This window comes from Nostoc cf. commune SO-36, from assembly GCF_023734775.1.
Lineage (GTDB): Bacteria > Cyanobacteriota > Cyanobacteriia > Cyanobacteriales > Nostocaceae > Nostoc > Nostoc commune_A.
Window position 1 is genome coordinate 6387723 of record NZ_AP025732.1, and the last position, 16515, is coordinate 6404237.

Genomic DNA, 16515 nt, shown 5'->3' on the forward strand with positions numbered 1-16515 from the left:
TAATGTGGTGTTAAGATAAGTAAACCGACTCCCTCGCGCCAAAGTTCAATGACTATTGCTAAACTGTCCGAACTAGGCATTACTCACCTTCCCGACCATACTGAGTTACCAGATTCAGATGGAACCTTTGTGAAAAACTTTCAAGAACACCCACAAAGCATACTTCTAACTGACTCCGTTCAAGGTATATTACAGCAAATTCACTCAGATAATCAGTATTGTATTGGTCAAGATTGTGGCATTTACTGGCGTTTGACTGAACCACCTGAGCGCGGTGCAGAAGCACCCGATTGGTTTTACGTCCCGAATGTTGCACCTATGTTAAACGGTCAGTTTCGACGTTCTTATGTGCTGTGGCAAGAATATGTTGCTCCCCTAATTGTACTGGAATTCGCTTCTGGGGATGGTTCACAAGAAAGAGATAATACTCCAATTACTGGTAAATTCTGGGTATACGAGCAAGCAATCCGCGTACCTTTTTATGGCATTTACGAATTTAGCAAAGCTGCGATTGAGGTTTATCACTTAGTTGATGGTAGGTATCAGCAACTCACAGCTAACGAACGTGGACATTATGAGATTTCCTTGATGGGTGTCGAATTGGGTATTTGGCAAGGACAGTATGGAAATACTAAAGCGCCTTGGTTGCGTTGGTGGGATGCACAGGGAAATCTATTACTAACTGGTGAGGAAAAATTGCAGTTATTAGCACCTCAACTAGAACAAGAACAAGAAAAATCGCAGTTATTAACATCCCAATTGGAACAAGAACAGCAAAAAAACCAGCGTTTAGAAGAACGCTTGAGACAACTTGGAATTAATCCTGATGAAGTTTAATATTTGATTGGGGATGGATGGACAAGTGTTATTATGCTACTTCTTTAATGCAGTAGATAATTGGCGCAAGCGATCGCTAACTTCTAAGTTAGACTCTTGCGATCGCAATTTTGGTGGGATCTCTGCTAACAAAAGTGGATTTTCTTGCAACCATTCGTTAAGTGCAACTCCCATCCATGTGCCTTGCTTTTCTCTAAAACTATCAATCAATCCCTTGAGTTATTGAATGCAGTATGATTCAAAACCTGCTGCTTCAAAAATTGCCGCCCGCAAGTACTCTTCAAAAGCATTAATATCATTTTCTACTTCAAATATTACATCATCTTGCGGAGATTGGAATTCACTGGATACATCTATAGCAATTTGTGTGGCAACATTAATAATCGGTGCTGCGATTCCTGTTATTCCTAAAACTTGTTGCCTTGTATTAGGATTGTAGAGTAATTTATAACCATATTTTGCGTATCTTTTAAGAATTTGAAAAGCTGCTTCTTCTCCTGTATAATAGTTATCAACTATTTCAATATCTACACCAAGGCTTTTAGCAATTTTATCGCGGGCATCGCTATTAAGTGGAGCGCGAATTAATACTTCTGCAACTGGACGGGCAAAACGTAAAAACAGAACACTTAAGCTATTTTCTAGCTTAGATAAAAAGTATTCTTCCGATTTATCAATTAATCTTTCTTTGACTTGCTTACTGCCCCACAACAAGGTTGTCATGTATTCGACTAGTTTTAATGCCTCATCTTTCAATTCTAGAGCGAGTTGTCGGGCTATAGAAGATAAAAGCTTGCTAATATCGCCATATAAATCTTCACGCCAAGCGAAATTAGCTTTCATGCGGTCAAACTGTGGGAATGAGTTAGCAGCAAAGATAATATCTTTTTTTCTAAATGCTTCTGTTTTCAGTTTTTGGATTTCACTGGCAACAATTTGTAGATATCTCTCTTTAAATTTGGCGAGGCTGGTTGCAGAATTAGTAGTTAAATTATCAAAAGAGTTATTGGTAACAGAATCATAAAACTTTTGGAGATCGGCTTTCTTCTCTTCCCATCTATGATTCCACCATTCGCTAAACAAAACTCGTCTACGGTCTTCTTCAAATCGTTTTGCTTCTTCAGGGTTTTCAGGATAACGTTTACTAACTAAATTATAAATTTCTTCCGAGGTAGCTAAGATTGTATTTATGGAAGCCTCACATCTCTTTTTTAAGATAAATACACGTTCAGTATTAATATAATTAAATATTTTCTCTTTGATTTCTGGAATTCCAGTACCTTTCTTATTTAAAGTTTCCTCATCGAGAATCCCAGTTAATCTTTTTAACTGGGCTTGGATATTACTTGTATCACCAATCTCTAACCTTGTTTGTTCTCCAGCTAATCCATTCAAAATTAGATATGCTCCAGCAGAACCATATATAATACGTTCCTGTGGAAGTTTGGCACGTTTAAACCAATCTTGGGATGCTTCTTCAATATGAGTTTGAAGTGCTTCTGGAGTAGCTAACGAGTCAATACGACTTAAAAATACAAAAAGTTTATCAGCAACGGTAATATTTTTGTCACCAATTTCTGTAAATTTGATGATTTCTAGTTCTTTCTCTCTCAGGCTAGTAAAACGCTGTACTAATATTACGGCATCGCAATCTGACAGCATTTCCTTGGCTTCGTCAACGTGCTTTGCTAAACCTGAATCTAAACCAGGAACATCATAAAATACAATACCTTCGGCTTGGGCAAGTTTGTTAGTATAAAGTCTCGCTTCTAAAACAGCATGAGCATACTTTTCGTCTGCTACATACTTCTTCAGTGATTCCCTAATATCGTCTAAACAAGTAAATGGAAAAGTCCGATTACCTTCTTTTCTTACTTGCTGCAAAGTAATTTCATTTTCTCGGATAGTTTTGATATCTTCTTGGGCTTTTGCTGTTTCAAGCTCGTTTAATAAATTGATAAATTGTTCTTCTGTTTTCGCTTGTACTTCAAGCTTTTGCTCGGTGTCATTTTCAACCGAATAAATTTGCGTTGTTGTAAATGTACATCTTCCTCCCTTAGCTGGAAGTAAATCGCATTCTAACCAGGCATTAATAAAAGTACTTTTTCCTGCTTTTTCTAAACCGACAACTGCAATGCGAAACTCTCGCTTTTTGAGCCTTTCAAGTTGACGACGGGCTGGTTCTGCTTCTTGTAAAAGTAGTGCTTTTAATTGAGAAGGAACTTCAGCTTGAGGTAAATTAGCTAAATTAACCGCGTATCTCTGTACGTTTAGAGCTTCACTTAAACGAGCCTCATAATAAGAAGATGCTGTTTTCCAATCCATTTGAATAGCCCTTAAATACTGTTAAATGCTTCTAAGCCAGATAAATATTTTAGACAATATATTTTTTCGATAGTGCCTTGCTCCTGAAGTGGTAAGTTCTCTTTTAAACTATATTGACTATCTTTCCCAATCATTGTTTGAGCATTAGGTATATTAATTCTGATATAAATTCTTTTTCGCTCATTAACAGATGCAATATCTTCATTTGTGGGCACTAAAGATTCATCTATTGATTTAACCTTAGCACTTTCGGTACATAGAAAATATGATGCATTATCTATAAGCTCTTTTAAATCAGAAACATTTACAGAACTATTTATTCTTAAATTGTATGCTGCTGATGCTGGTATAACTAAACATAAACTTACTGACTCTCTTTGTTTCGCTGTAGATTCTTCATGATCCTCTACTGGGATGGGTCGATTAGCTTGTCCTTGTTGCTGAGGATTTTTTGGGCAAAGATTTAACCCAAAAATGCTTGCCAGCCAAATTAATAATTCTTTCATGTCTTTTACCTCTTGATTATGAATAATTGATATCTTTAGATTTTTTTCTACTATTTCATATTGCTTATTCAACTATTGTGAGTAAAAAATGACTTAAGCATTATGAAATATCTTTTAACACTTTAGCTAAACTATAAAATTCTTCTCTCAGGTCTTTGGCTTTGCAATGTATAGGTTGCCAAATATTTTTCTGCTTTTCAAAATCTAGAGTGATTTCTCTATGTGCCATATCTAATTTTTCTTGGTAACGATTAATTACATTCGTTTGAAATTCATCTATATTTTTTTTTAAACAATCCATTTGTTCTACTAGCCAACGCATAATGTGCTGGGCAATTTCACCACGCGATTGCTTTGACTGATCCCTCCAGCCACTAAACAAGTTATCTACACTGGGAATTTCAGCATTATCACTAGAACGGGTTTCGTACTTTGTTTCATAATATGTTTCTTTAAAAATAAACAATGTATGCCAACTTCTTCTAGTTTTTGTAACTTCTATTTCTTCCTGCCAAGTTCCTGATTTAATTGCAAAGCCTGATTGGAAATTCACTTGAAAAGAAAGGATTTTATCCACTTTACTAAGCTCTGATTCAGGAAAGTTAATAGCCATATTAGGTGCTTTTTCATTCATACCTTCTTTAAGATACAGTATGTGGCATTTGAAAATTTCTTCCACTGAGTTATATATTCTTCCTTGTTCTTGGCGAGAAATTTGCTCTAATACATCTTTCATAACAAGATTGAGATGCATAGCAAGCTCATTTAGTTCTTCATTTAGTTGTCTAAGTTTACTTTTCTCTTCATCCGTTTTTGCTTCCATTTTTTTGCCAGATTCAGCAACAAAACCTGTGTAACCTAAGTTAACTAGTCTTTTTAAACAGTTACCTAGTAAATTGACATGTATAATGTTTGCTTTTTTTAGGTTTGGAGTATCCAAAATAACTTTTCCACTTTTTAGAGACTGAGCAACTACTTCTAATACTCGCGTTATACCCTGACCTAAGTGATCATTCCAATCATAAAGAGGAATTAGCTTATCTTGTATTTTATTATAAGGTTCATCATTTTCAAAACTATATAGTGTTTCCTCTAGTCCTCTTAATGCTTCATCTCCTGCTTTCTCTTCTACTACTTGCTTAATTTTTTCAAATGGCTCCCTTAATTTCTTGTCACTATATTCTAGAAAATCTTTAAGTACAGACCTAATTTGCAATATGTTTTTATTTTCATCTTGATATTTTTCTTCTGAACTATTAAGAATGGCTGTTGTTGTCTGTAAAGCCCACTCTGTAATAGCATTCCCAGCAGCAATATTAAAACGTTCTATTGCTTGAGGGATAACTAACCTGGGAAAATACTGACTAATATGCTCTCTTAAGGATTGCTGAAATTCTTCTGCATAAGACTTTTGCCATAACGCATCAGAAACCCTATTTCGATCATGTCTAGACCATCTTTCTGTTTTAAATGGAAGGTCTTCTAATATACTTTCATCAATTAATCCTAAAAAATTGTTTCGTGCTTTTTTAGATGCTTCTGCACTATATATTTCATCATTGTTTTTGATTTGTAGTGCCAGTAAAGCAGCCCATGTACTCAGTTTTATAACCTGTAATGTGTCGATCTCTTGTGTATACTCTTTTAGCTGTTCTGAGAGTTCGTACTTGATTTTACATATCGCATCTTCAACAAAACGATTCTCAGTTTCTGGCCAGTTTCTATCTGCTCGAAAAACATCAATACGATTTAGAATAAACAGCATAGGGACTTGCAAGAAAATAAAATACCAGCCATTCTAGAAGAGAAGAAGCGGTGAACTGTCCGCGCCTAGTTTAAATATCTAGAATGGGAATCCCTCAATTCATGCTCACCGACACCATCAAATCGACCTTTAAAGATGCAGCACAGAAACTGACTAGCAATCGCAAACGAGATTTCATGGCAAAAGTTACCGAAGATTACTTCGATAGTTCAGCACGCATTGCAGAAACCGTTATGGGATGGAATCGCCAGAGTGTGCAACTCGGCTTGCATGAAAGGCGGACGGGGATAGTCTGTGTAGAGAATTATCAGGCAAGGGGACGACACAATAGTATTGAGGTATTGCCCAACTTAGAAGCAGATATTCGTTCATTGGTGGATGCTCAAGCTCAAGCCGACCCTAAATTTCAATCGACCTTTCTGTATGCCCGCATTAGTGCCAGAGCAGTAAGAGAAGCATTAGTAAGTGTTCATGGCTATAACGAGAGCGAATTGCCATCTCGTCAAACTTGTGGAGAAATTCTCAATCGCTTAGGGTATCGCCTAAAAAAACACAAAAAACGAAACCCTTGAAAAAGATTCCGCAAACTGATGCCATTTTCGAGAATGTGTTCCGGGAGAATCAGGCATCAGATGAAAACCCCAAATCGTTGCGAGTGTCTATAGATACTAAAGCTAAGGTGAAGATTGGCAACCTTTCTAGAGGCGGTAAAGCTCGGACAATGGAGGCGAAAGCTGCTGATGACCACGATACACAGTGGTCATCAGTCTTAGTTCCCTTTGGCATTCTCAATACACATAATGACCAGCTATCGATTTACTTGGGTCAGTCGGCGGAAACCAGTGATTTTATCGTCGATTGTTTAACCGCTTGGTGGCATGAGAATCAACACAATTACCTGGAACTTGATGAGTGGGTGATTGATCTTGATGGCGGTGCCGCTACTCGCAGTAACCGCACACAATTTATCAAACGCATGGTTGAGTTGTCTTGTGCAATTAATTTAAAAATTCGACTGATTTATTATCCCCCTTACCATAGCAAGTACAATCCAATAGAGCGGTGTTGGGCTGCCTTGGAGAACTATTGGAATGGTGCGATTTTAGATTCTGTTGCCGCCGCAGCACAATGGGCCGCCAATATGACTTGGAAAGGAATTGCTCCCATTGTACATCTGGTTCAAACCACATATCACAAAGGAATCAAGGTTCTCTCGCAAGAGTTAGAACAATACCAACCCCAATGGCAGCGTTCTGAAACATTACCCAAATGGGATATTACTATTGTCCCTGTTTAGCTGGTACTTTATTTTCTTGCAAGTCCCATACGTGCAGGAGAGCCACCTAAATCTTTGACTTGCTCAACTACTTCTTGCAGCAAGCTTCTAACTTTTTCTTTATCGGTTTCTGCGCTGTTATATGTTACCAAGCACAATGCCTCACGACACTGTTTAATTACATTTGCGTTACCTTCATCACCCACATACGCCAAACCAGGCAAATCCAAAATTCTTACCTTTACACCTCTGGGTAATTCCAATTTCGATTCTTTGATGAGTCTGAAAGGGTAAGATATGGTTGATTGGGGGCAAGCTAAATTAGCTTGTTTTTCTCTGTTATCGATGTAACTTATCATGACATCGTATAAGCGTTGATAAATTCGCTCATCACTAATACCTGTCCATTCTCCACACTCCCATAATGCTCCTGGAGTTTCATGGATTATTAAAGATTTTGTTTCGCTGTATTCTATGGTTACTGCTCCGGCGCTCATTTCGCTAACAGCGACAGGAACAATTTCTGCTCCACATAATAGATTTACTAAAGTGCTTTTACCACTACTAGTAGTTCCTGTTGTCGCAAGGGTAAGAGTAGGATTACGAAGCTCATCTATTAAATTATCAATAGCTATCTCTAAATTATCAGAAAGTTCTTGTAGTTCGGCGTGATATGTATCTGGCAAATGTTCAGATATTTCGGTAGAAAAATTATGCCAATATTTAGACAGAAGTTGGGCATTTTGTTCTACATCTTCAAATACTTTATATAATTTATTGCTCATTTTAAAACCTATTGCTAATTTTCTATACCTACAGAAGTTCTACTTTCTGTACACTTTCAATAAATCTCAGTTTTGTTTAGTTAATGTGTAGCTGGATTTGAGTATTTTCGCTATTTATTTATAATCTGAAAAGAATTCAAAAGCTTACGTAAATATGCTTAATTAGTTATTCAAATATTTAAAATTTTTATGATTGTACGTATGTTGATATCAACACGATTTATTGCTTGCTACTAGTTTGATGCGCGATCGCATCCCAAAAACTCCTAGCCTGAGCAAGTGAAGTTAAAAGCGATCGCACCTGAAATCAACCAAAGGTGCGTAGGCGTAGATGATCGGATTGATGGCAAGTTGGTCTTGACGGGCATAGGTTGTCAATTGAAGGGCTGACCAATCAAACCAGTTGCGATCGTTGGTAAGAATGTCGAGGATAACGTTGCTGTCTACCAAGACGGTCATGGATTGTCATCGCTACGGGTGAGGGTCATGATTTGGTCGGTAGTGAGGTTTCCAGCAGCACAACCCCGCATGATATCAATCCAGGTTGAAATTTTATCGGTAGGTTGCATTTTCTTGAGGTAGAGGTGATCGCCTTCGATTTCAAACGCTAATTCTACATCAGGAGAAATGTTTAGTACCTCTCGGATTTCAGGAGGGATAGTAATCTGACCGTCAGGTGTCATCCGCATAATGTGTTTGTTATTCAAGGGTTATTATGTCCTCATATTAATGTTGAAATGTTTGGCTAATAGCTTTAGTTTTTGTTCTAAAGACATACACCGCAATTTTACTATAGTGGCTTGCTTGAGCAATCACTATATTTAGTGGTTGCATATTCAAATTATGTAAATTAACTAAAATATATGTATTATCAAAGAAAAAATACTTAAAAAATAACTATAATTAATCTTGATAATTGTTACTTCTGCTTAAAATTACCACCTTCCGCATTATTTGGTAAAGCCTGTATGTTTGATGCGCGATCGCTCTTATCATTGGCAAAGCGATCGCTGGTTTAACTCAATAGACTTTTTACATGAGTAAAGTCTTTGTGTTTTCAAGAACATCTGCAAAGTATGCTTCTGGCTGACTCCGTTCAAGATTTTATGGTATTTACGAATTTAGCAAAGGAGAGAAGTATTTAAACTGTTTAAAGTTAATCCAAAATTGGTATTATCATTGTCCTAACTTATTAGGGATACCTTCACAACCACCAGGAATAGTGCCTCTAGTTTTTTCGCCCCCCCAAGTGCAACAATACCAGCGTGCAGACTCAGACATCCGCTGCACATTGGTGAAATCGGCATTTTCTATCACAGCGCCAGTTTGCTCGCCGGTTTCATAATCTGGTGGTTCGGTGCGACTGCGGGGTGATGCTTTGTCCAATGTACCGTAAAATAGACGAATCCCGTTCAGGTCAGCACCAGTGAGATTAGCATGATATAAAATTGTACGGGAAAGATTAGCTTTACTAAATCGCAACCGGACAAATTAGCGCGGACAAGATTAGCTTCACTCAAATCAGTCCAACGCAAATCAGTGCCGGAAAGGTCTGCTGCTGCTAGCATTACACCTAAATCAATAACGCGCACACCTTCCAAACGGTCTTCCGCGTAACCACCAGTACCGTTGAAAATGGCTCGACCTAATCGACCATCGCGTTTTAGGGGAGACAACAATTTTGAACGTGAGAGAAAGCGGAGAATTTTTGCTTTACCACTGCTATCGACACTACTTAAAATTGCCGCAGTGCGTCCTTCAGCGATCGCTCTTTCTTGGGGCCAATCTTCTAATAATCCTTCTTCATCTAATACTAAGTCTGAAACGCCTTGGAAATAGGAATCAATTGTTTGTTGCTGGGTGATAATATTTTGCTGAACTGTTAGTAGGTTTTGCTGAATTGTCAAGTCTTTGGAAATGACATATTGTCGCCACGCCACGTAAACGGCGATGATGGCAATAAGAATTTGCCCCAAAGCACCAAACCAATCTGCTAGGGTTCCAGCAATATCCCAATTAATCTGGCCTCCCCAAAGCAGTAAGCGATCGCCTACACCTGTAAACTTGATCAAGCCGATGATGGCTACTAGTAGTCCCAAAATAGCAACAAACAGGGTGCGTTCTTGAGGTGAAAACCACTCGTCTAAGGCTTTTTGCAACCAAGGCAATAATATCGCTAGGGATAACAGCAAAGTCATCAGCGTTCCGATAATGCCGACGATCGAGTTATTCAGAATAACTCCAACGAACGTGATGGCGATCGCCACAAGGATAATCAGCAATGCCCTCGGCTTAACTGTGAATTGCTTGGTAGTCGGTTGCTTGGCCTCAGAATGGGCTTGTTGGAGAGCAGTTGTATATTGCGGAGATTTCAAAGATGCGATCGCCGCTAGTGCTTGTTGTGTCGCTAGTACTTCTGAGCTTAGGTTTTTCTCAGTTGCACTCCCGTCAAAGTCATCTGGCTGCAAATCGTTTTCCGGGTCTGGTTCTGGGGTTGGTAGATTAGAGGAATTGGATTCAATTGTCATGTTTTCTATTTTGCCCCTTCAATCCTGGTTATGCAGCGTTCCCACCGGAGTAAATTGTTGAAAAACAGGCTGAAGATTATCCTGTTTGTCTTTGTGGCAGTTACCACTATTGCTTTGACAGTCATTGCCAGACCTGTTGCTCACCTGACTTTAACAGCTTGGAGCGCTCGCGATCATCGTCAACCCCTGCCTCCCGGCACGGTTAATGATGCCAGTCACCTGAATCGACAATTAAGCAAGTTAATAGTCAGCCTGGAGTTACTGAGGTGCTACTACAGTCTGTACTTAGAGATGCTTTACGTCAAGGTAAGAAGGTGGCGATCGCAGCTTCACACCATACTATGGGTAATGGTATCTCCCTGGCGATCCGGCCGTGCAAAAAGACAAAACAGGACTAGCTCCCAAAAGCTCTGATAAATAAGGCTTTGGAGTGAGTTGAAATTTCTGTTACTTACTGGTGTTACTGGTGTCAAAAAACAACAAGTAAAGCCTGCATAAATAACTATCAGCCTATACTATGCTCTTTAGGCGCAGGAAAAAATCATCACGAATATGCAGCTACCCATCTTTAATCGGTTGACCATCAAATCCAAGCTTATTATCGTCGTACTGTTTGCCAGCATTAGCTCGATTTTAATCATTGGCTATCTAGGGTGGAAAATGGGTAAGCGATCGCTAACTCAGTCTGTTTCTAATCAACTTACCAGTGTTCGCGCTGCTAAGTCAGACGAAATCAAAACTTACTTGCAAACTCTACGCAATCACCTTCAAACCCTGTGTGAAGATCGGATGGTTATTGCCGCGATGGTAGATTTCCATCAAGGATTTCAGGAATTGAATCAGAAATCAATTCCGCCACAGTGGAAGCAATCTTTGCAAAATTATTATGAGAAGGAATTTTTTCCCCAGATTTCTGAGAAAGTTTCTGGAGAACTCCGTTTTAGCAACTATAGTCCTGTCAGCCAAGCTGCTAAATATCTCCAGTATTACTACGTTGCTGGTAATTCCTATCCTTCTGAACAAAAAGCTCAACTTTTAGATGCTGGCGATGGTAGTGCATACAGTCGCTTCCATGCTCAATATCAACCTTTATTTCAAAATCTAGTCCAAAGCATGGGCTATAGCAATTTATTACTCATCGATCATAATACAGGCGATATTATCTACTCAATCCGTAAAGAACCAGACTACGGTACTAACCTCTATACTGGCCCCTACCGCACCAGCCACCTAGCCAAGTTGGTAGCAACTGTGCGTCAGAGCTTCGATCCTAGAACAACTCAAATTACTGATTTTGAAGCTTATCGACCAATGTATGGTTCTCAAGTGGCATTTATCGCTGGCCCCATTTATGACGGCTCTAAACTGGTGGGAATTTTAGTGGTGCAACTATCTGTTGCGGAAATTAACCGCATCATGACCAGCAACCAAAACTGGGTGAATGAGGGTTTAGGAAAGTCTGGAGAAGCTTATTTAGTCAGTTCAGATTATCGGATGCGATCGCTCTCAAGATTTGCACTCACAGATAAAGAAAACAAAATCCAGACTGTACAAACAGAAGGTGCGCGAAAAGCCTTGGCCGGTGAAACTGGTATAGGCATTTTCAAAGATTATCGTGGGATCTCGGCGCTCACTGCTTATGCTCCTTTGAAGATTGGCGATCTGAACTGGGCAATATTGGCACAGATGGACACAGATGAAGTCTTTGCTCCCGTGAACAATCTACAATTGTGGCTGTTGAGCGCCAGCACAATTTTAATTGTCATGTTCACATTTTTAAGCATTATTATTGCTTATTTTGTGAATCGCCCCATTGCCGCCATCAAAGAGGGAATTCAACAACTGCAAGCCGGCAATTATGACACCACAGTTAATATTAATGCTGACGATGAATTTGGAGAGATCGGACGGGCGTTTAATGCAATGATTATTAGTGTGGGCGAAAAGTTAGCAGAAATCGACCAAAAAAATCGGGAAAATGAAGCTCTAATGCTCAATATTGTACCTTTTACTATTGCCCAGCGCCTCAAACAGGGTGAGTTAGTAATTGCCGACCATGTGAAGCAGGTCACTATTTTATATGCGCGTGTGGTTGGTATTGCCGAACTTAGTCAACGACTCCCAGCCTCAGAAATTATTCAACTGCTGACTCGCTTATTTCATGAATTCGATCAGGCTGCGGAACGCTTTGGGCTGGAGCGTAAAAGTACAATTGACACCGATTACATGGTAGTTTGCGGACTGACGATTCCCCGACTAGATCACGTGAAACGCACCGTTGATTTTGGGGTGGAAATGTTGAATATCCTACATCGTATGGAGTTAGGACACGATTTAGCTTTGGGGTTGAGAATTGGTATTCATACTGGTTCGGTAACGGCTGGGATAATAGGTACTAAAAAATTTGGTTACAACGTTTGGGGCGAATCGGTTTATTTAGTGATGCGGTTGTATACTCAAGCTGAACTCAACAGCATTGTGATGACTCGTGCTGCTTACGAGTGGGTAGCAGATTCTTACACTTTAGTGCAATACCGACCGATGCACATTGACAACATCGGCGAAGTAGACACATGGATTTTGGTTTCTGCTACTAGGATGTCAATGAGCAAAGTTGATCTAGTGCAATCATCTTTTGCGAAAGTTCAAGTGATCGCTGATACCGCCGCCGAATTATTTTATCAACGACTGTTTGAATTAAGTCCCTCTTTGCGACCTCTATTCAAGGGGAGTATGGAAGATCAGCAACGCAAGCTGATGAGTACACTAGCGATCGCCGTTGAAGGATTACGCCAACCAGCAGCAATTATTACTGCTGTGCAAGAACTGGGTAAACGACACACCAGCTACGGAGTGACGGCGGAATATTACGACGTGGTGGGGGAGGCTTTACTCTGGACGTTAGAGCAAGGGTTAGGAGAAGCATTTACCCCTCAAGTCCGGCGAGCCTGGGAAGAAGCTTATAAATTTTTGAGTGAAATTATGAAAGATGCTGCGGCTCAAGTAGAGCATCAAAATATTGGGGTTTAGAATCATGCGCCAAGACATTTTAACTTGGGGAATTGCCTTGATGCTGGGGGTTCCTGTGGTGGCGATCGCTCTCAACGAAGTAATTGAGAGATTACAACGGCAAAACATACCGTTTGTAGAAACACTCCAACATCTGCGGAATCTAGTTTTGCCTTTTCTGACTGCATGGCTGGTGATGCGTCAGATTCTGACTCTCGAACCTTCAGGAAATTTGGTACGTGCAGTCGAAACCCTATTTTGGATTGCAACCATCTGCGCTGGATTATCTTTTTTAAACACTACCCTGACAACCCGCAAGAAACCCAAAGCTTGGCAAATTCGAGTGCCAAATCTCTATTTGTTGCTAGCAAAAGCCTCAGTTGTCTTACTCATTGGAGTGCATATCCTTTCTAATATTTGGAAAATTGACTTAGCACAAATTACAACTGCTCTTGGGGTTGGTTCTCTAGTAGTGGCGTTAGCTCTACAAGATACCCTAAGTAATTTAGTTTCAGGCTTTCTCCTACTTTTAGAAAGACCTTTTGAAGAAGGAGATTGGCTAAAAGTTTCTCCCCGTTCAGGCACGAGTTATGAAGGAGAAGTAATTGAAATGAATTGGCGGGCTGTTCGCCTGAGAACCAGAGATAGAGACATGATTATTATCCCGAATGGAGAACTGGGAAAAATAAGTTTTGAAAACTATACTTTACTCAATCCTATTCATGCAGAAAAGGTTTTTGTCAGGTTTTCTTATAATGATTTGCCTAATCAAGTTATAGATACTCTTCAAAAAGCTGCATTAGAAACTACCGGAATCGTTGCCGATCCACAACCTAACATCCGCATCAAAGAATATGGAGATTTTTTCATCAGTTACGAGTTGAAAATCTACATCAATAATTATCCTAAAAAAGATGATATCAGAGGCGAGTTGTTAAAACGAATCTACTACGCCGTCAAGCGTAACAAGTTAACAATTCCCTTGCCAATTCAAATGGAATATTCTCTCGATCAAGCTTTGTTAAAAAACGAAGTTCCACAAGAAAGAATATTGGAATATTTGGAAGCCTTGCCTTATCTTGCCTTCCTCGATCCTAGTACTATCAATAAACTTGCTCGTAGCGCCATTGTTGAAGAATATGGCGTAGGTGAATGTATTGTCAAAGCTGGAAATCTCGACAAAGGATTTTTTATTGTTTGGGATGGATGCGTTCGCCTCTCGGTAAAAAACTCTCAAGGGAAAGACCAAGAAGTATTTCGTTTGTCAAGTGGCGATTGTTTCGGTGAAATGTCGCTCTTAGCAGGACAACCCAGTTTAGCGACTGTCACGGTGGTTCAAGATTTACAGGCGATCGTAATTCCGACTGAGGTAATCATTGACTTGGCAGAACACAGTCCTAAGTTTGCTTTAGAAATCAACCGCTTAATTGAGGAGCGAGATAAGGTAATTAAGCGCATCTGATTTAAATTTAAATTTGAGTAATGAGTAATCAGGGTAAGCGCATCTAATTTTGTAGTTAAAATGACAGATTGTTTTGCACAATTGTGATCTTAAAAAGAAGATTTAAGCATTAAAGACATTCAGTAGTAGGCTAATAATCAAAGCATCTATCTAGCATCAGAGGCAGTCTCATGGCATCAGGTTTAAAATCTTCAAAACCAACGATTAAAACAAACCTCAAAAAAATTGAGTATAGCCAATGCGCTAGCACTAACAGAACAGATGGAATTAATTTTTAGCGAAATAGAAGACCCTCGTGTAGAAAGAACCCGTGTCCATTTGTTAACAGATATTTTAATAATTGCAATACTATCAGTGATTGCAGGAGCCAATGGATGGGAGGACATGGAAAATTATGGATTGAGTAAATACGAATGGTTAGAGCAGTTTTTAGCTTTACCTGAAGGCATTCCAAGCGCAGATACATTCCGACGAGTCTTTGAACGCATTAACCCAAAAGTATTTGAGGGATGTTTTAGACGTTGGGTAGAATCGATAGTTGAGACAGTAGGGGCGCAGGTGATTCCCATTGATGGTAAGACTCTCAAAGGTTCTTATAATCGGACATTGGGAAAAACAGCTTTGCATCTAGTCAGCGCATGGTCGAGCGAGTACCGCCTTGTTTTAGGACAAGTGAAAGTAGCTGACAAATCAAATGAAATTACTGCAATTCCTGCATTATTAGAATTATTAGATATCGCTGGATGCATTATTACAATTGATGCAATGGGCACGCAAACCGCAATTGCATCTCAAATTTTCAATGCGAAAGCTGATTACATTTTAGCGCTTAAAGGTAATCATCCTACACTTCATACACAAGTAAAAGACTGGTTTCTTGCACGCTTGGCTTTTGGGTTTGAAGGGATTACCAATAGTTACGACGAACGGGTAGAAAAAGGTCATCATCGTACCGAAAAGCGACAAGTGTGGTGTGTTCCAGTTTCTCAACTACCACTTCTACATAATCATTCAGATTGGGTCGGGCTTAAATGTTTAGTTATGGTTGTGCGGGTGCGACATTTGTGGAATAAAACAACTCGTGAAGTGCAATTTTATCTAACTAGTTTAGACTGCAATGCTCTTGAAGAAGAATCCAGAAGTCAGAATGGGCTAAACGCCCCGCTACCGCTAACAGGAGTCAGAATCAATTAGTGGGGGATTCAGACCCGCCACTAATTGTAGACCACTAAATTTTTAATTTAGCGGGGGTGCAAAAACGCCCTTTATTCATTCGCCACTCGCACAGAATTCAATTCTGTTAGCGGATAGCTAAGGTTTAGCCCATTCTGGCTCCTGACTCCTGAATTCTGCTTTGATAACCTAAAGAATTTAATTGCATTTCGCCATTAACCACATTACCAAATAAACATTGCCGTTCTTTAGTGCAAATGGTGATGAAATATGCACCATCTTGGGTGTAATCGTATCCTTTTAAGCGGATAGAATGCCGATGATGTTTTTGTGGATCATAAGGCATGAATTTCTATATTTATTTTAATCGTTGATTTTTACCTTCACCTATAAAAATAACGTAGGGGCAAGGCAATGCCTTGCCCTCCAACAAATTTCGCATCTCAACGATAAATAATATTTTTCCATCCAGCTAATTCCTCTATAACGAAATTACAAATAAATTCTTGGCGGTGGTGAACATTTCTATGAGGGCAAGGCAATGCCATGTCCCTACGCCAGATATTTTTTGTGGCTTTATTTTTTAGGTTTATAAAGAGACGATATTAAGGAAAAAATTCGCCTTTTATTCACCATCATTTACTTTTGGATCTCGGACGTTGCTGTTCAAAGGACGAGCGATCGCCTTTTATTCACCATCATTCACCTTTGGATCTCGGATGTTGCTGTTCTAAGCATGAAGTTTCGAGTTCTCATCTCGAAATTCCATGTTCTGAGGTTGAAGCTTCGAGTTCTGAACTCGGAACGCCGAGTAATTTACTCCAACATCCGAGTTCTAAACCTCAACAT

The 16515-nt window shown here is 39.4% G+C and carries 12 protein-coding genes and 3 pseudogenes; 6 read left to right on the forward strand and 9 right to left on the reverse strand.

The window, feature by feature from the left end:
* The first annotated feature begins 48 nt into the window (after positions 1-48).
* Positions 49-837 (forward strand): Uma2 family endonuclease, encoded by a 789-nt coding sequence (locus ANSO36C_RS28835; protein WP_251957555.1) that lies wholly within the window; start codon positions 49-51, stop codon positions 835-837.
* 36 nt (positions 838-873) lie between these two features.
* Here ANSO36C_RS28835 and ANSO36C_RS28840 read toward each other — a convergent pair whose 3' ends face one another.
* From ANSO36C_RS28840 to ANSO36C_RS28855, 4 genes are all read right to left on the reverse strand, one after another.
* Entirely contained in the window at positions 874-1047 is a 174-nt protein-coding gene (locus ANSO36C_RS28840) for a hypothetical protein (protein ID WP_251957556.1), read from the reverse strand.
* Positions 1048-1056: 9 nt separating this feature from the next.
* Entirely contained in the window at positions 1057-3162 is a 2106-nt protein-coding gene (locus ANSO36C_RS28845) for a dynamin family protein (protein WP_251957557.1), read from the reverse strand.
* Positions 3163-3173: 11 nt separating this feature from the next.
* Positions 3174-3668: a hypothetical protein gene (locus tag ANSO36C_RS28850; protein ID WP_251957558.1), complete on the reverse strand. Its 495-nt coding sequence runs from the start codon at positions 3666-3668 to the stop codon at positions 3174-3176.
* A gap of 100 nt (positions 3669-3768) precedes the next feature.
* On the reverse strand, positions 3769-5433 hold the full coding sequence (locus tag ANSO36C_RS28855; protein WP_251957559.1) for a GTPase: 1665 nt from the start codon (positions 5431-5433) through the stop codon (positions 3769-3771).
* Positions 5434-5666: 233 nt separating this feature from the next.
* Here ANSO36C_RS28855 and ANSO36C_RS28860 point away from each other — a divergent pair.
* Positions 5667-6730, forward strand: a pseudogene (locus ANSO36C_RS28860) (ISAzo13 family transposase).
* Between the two features lie 8 nt (positions 6731-6738).
* Here ANSO36C_RS28860 and ANSO36C_RS28865 read toward each other — a convergent pair.
* The 4 genes and pseudogenes from ANSO36C_RS28865 to ANSO36C_RS28880 form a co-directional block, all read right to left on the reverse strand.
* Positions 6739-7494 carry a dynamin family protein gene (locus ANSO36C_RS28865; protein ID WP_251957560.1) on the reverse strand — a complete coding sequence of 252 codons (756 nt, stop codon included), beginning with the start codon at positions 7492-7494 and terminating at the stop codon, positions 6739-6741.
* Positions 7495-7779: 285 nt separating this feature from the next.
* Positions 7780-7953: a hypothetical protein gene (locus ANSO36C_RS28870; protein WP_251957561.1), complete on the reverse strand. Its 174-nt coding sequence runs from the start codon at positions 7951-7953 to the stop codon at positions 7780-7782.
* Entirely contained in the window at positions 7950-8201 is a 252-nt protein-coding gene (locus ANSO36C_RS28875) for an AbrB/MazE/SpoVT family DNA-binding domain-containing protein (RefSeq protein WP_251957562.1), read from the reverse strand. The genes ANSO36C_RS28870 and ANSO36C_RS28875 overlap by 4 nt, the downstream gene beginning before the upstream one ends.
* 469 nt (positions 8202-8670) lie before the next feature.
* Positions 8671-10022: pseudogene (locus ANSO36C_RS28880) on the reverse strand (pentapeptide repeat-containing protein).
* 57 nt (positions 10023-10079) lie between these two features.
* Between ANSO36C_RS28880 and ANSO36C_RS28885 the strand changes: the two are divergent.
* The 4 genes and pseudogenes from ANSO36C_RS28885 to ANSO36C_RS28900 all read left to right on the forward strand — a co-directional run.
* The gene (locus tag ANSO36C_RS28885) at positions 10080-10436 is read left to right on the forward strand and encodes a hypothetical protein (RefSeq protein ID WP_251957563.1); all 357 of its coding nucleotides are present in this window, start codon (positions 10080-10082) and stop codon (positions 10434-10436) included.
* Between the two features lie 138 nt (positions 10437-10574).
* Positions 10575-13052, forward strand: a complete 2478-nt coding sequence (locus ANSO36C_RS28890) for an adenylate/guanylate cyclase domain-containing protein (RefSeq protein WP_251957564.1) — start codon at positions 10575-10577, stop codon at positions 13050-13052.
* A 4-nt stretch (positions 13053-13056) separates the two neighbouring features.
* A complete protein-coding gene (locus ANSO36C_RS28895; protein WP_251957565.1) occupies positions 13057-14493 on the forward strand; it encodes a mechanosensitive ion channel family protein in 1437 nt (478 codons plus the stop codon).
* Positions 14494-14754: 261 nt separating this feature from the next.
* Positions 14755-15615: pseudogene (locus tag ANSO36C_RS28900) on the forward strand (ISAs1 family transposase); the annotation flags it as partial.
* Positions 15616-15811: 196 nt separating this feature from the next.
* On the opposite strand, the gene ANSO36C_RS28905 reads toward ANSO36C_RS28900, so the two are convergent.
* The gene (locus ANSO36C_RS28905; protein WP_410174652.1) at positions 15812-16012 is read right to left on the reverse strand and encodes a hypothetical protein; all 201 of its coding nucleotides are present in this window, start codon (positions 16010-16012) and stop codon (positions 15812-15814) included.
* Positions 16013-16515: the final 503 nt, after the last annotated feature.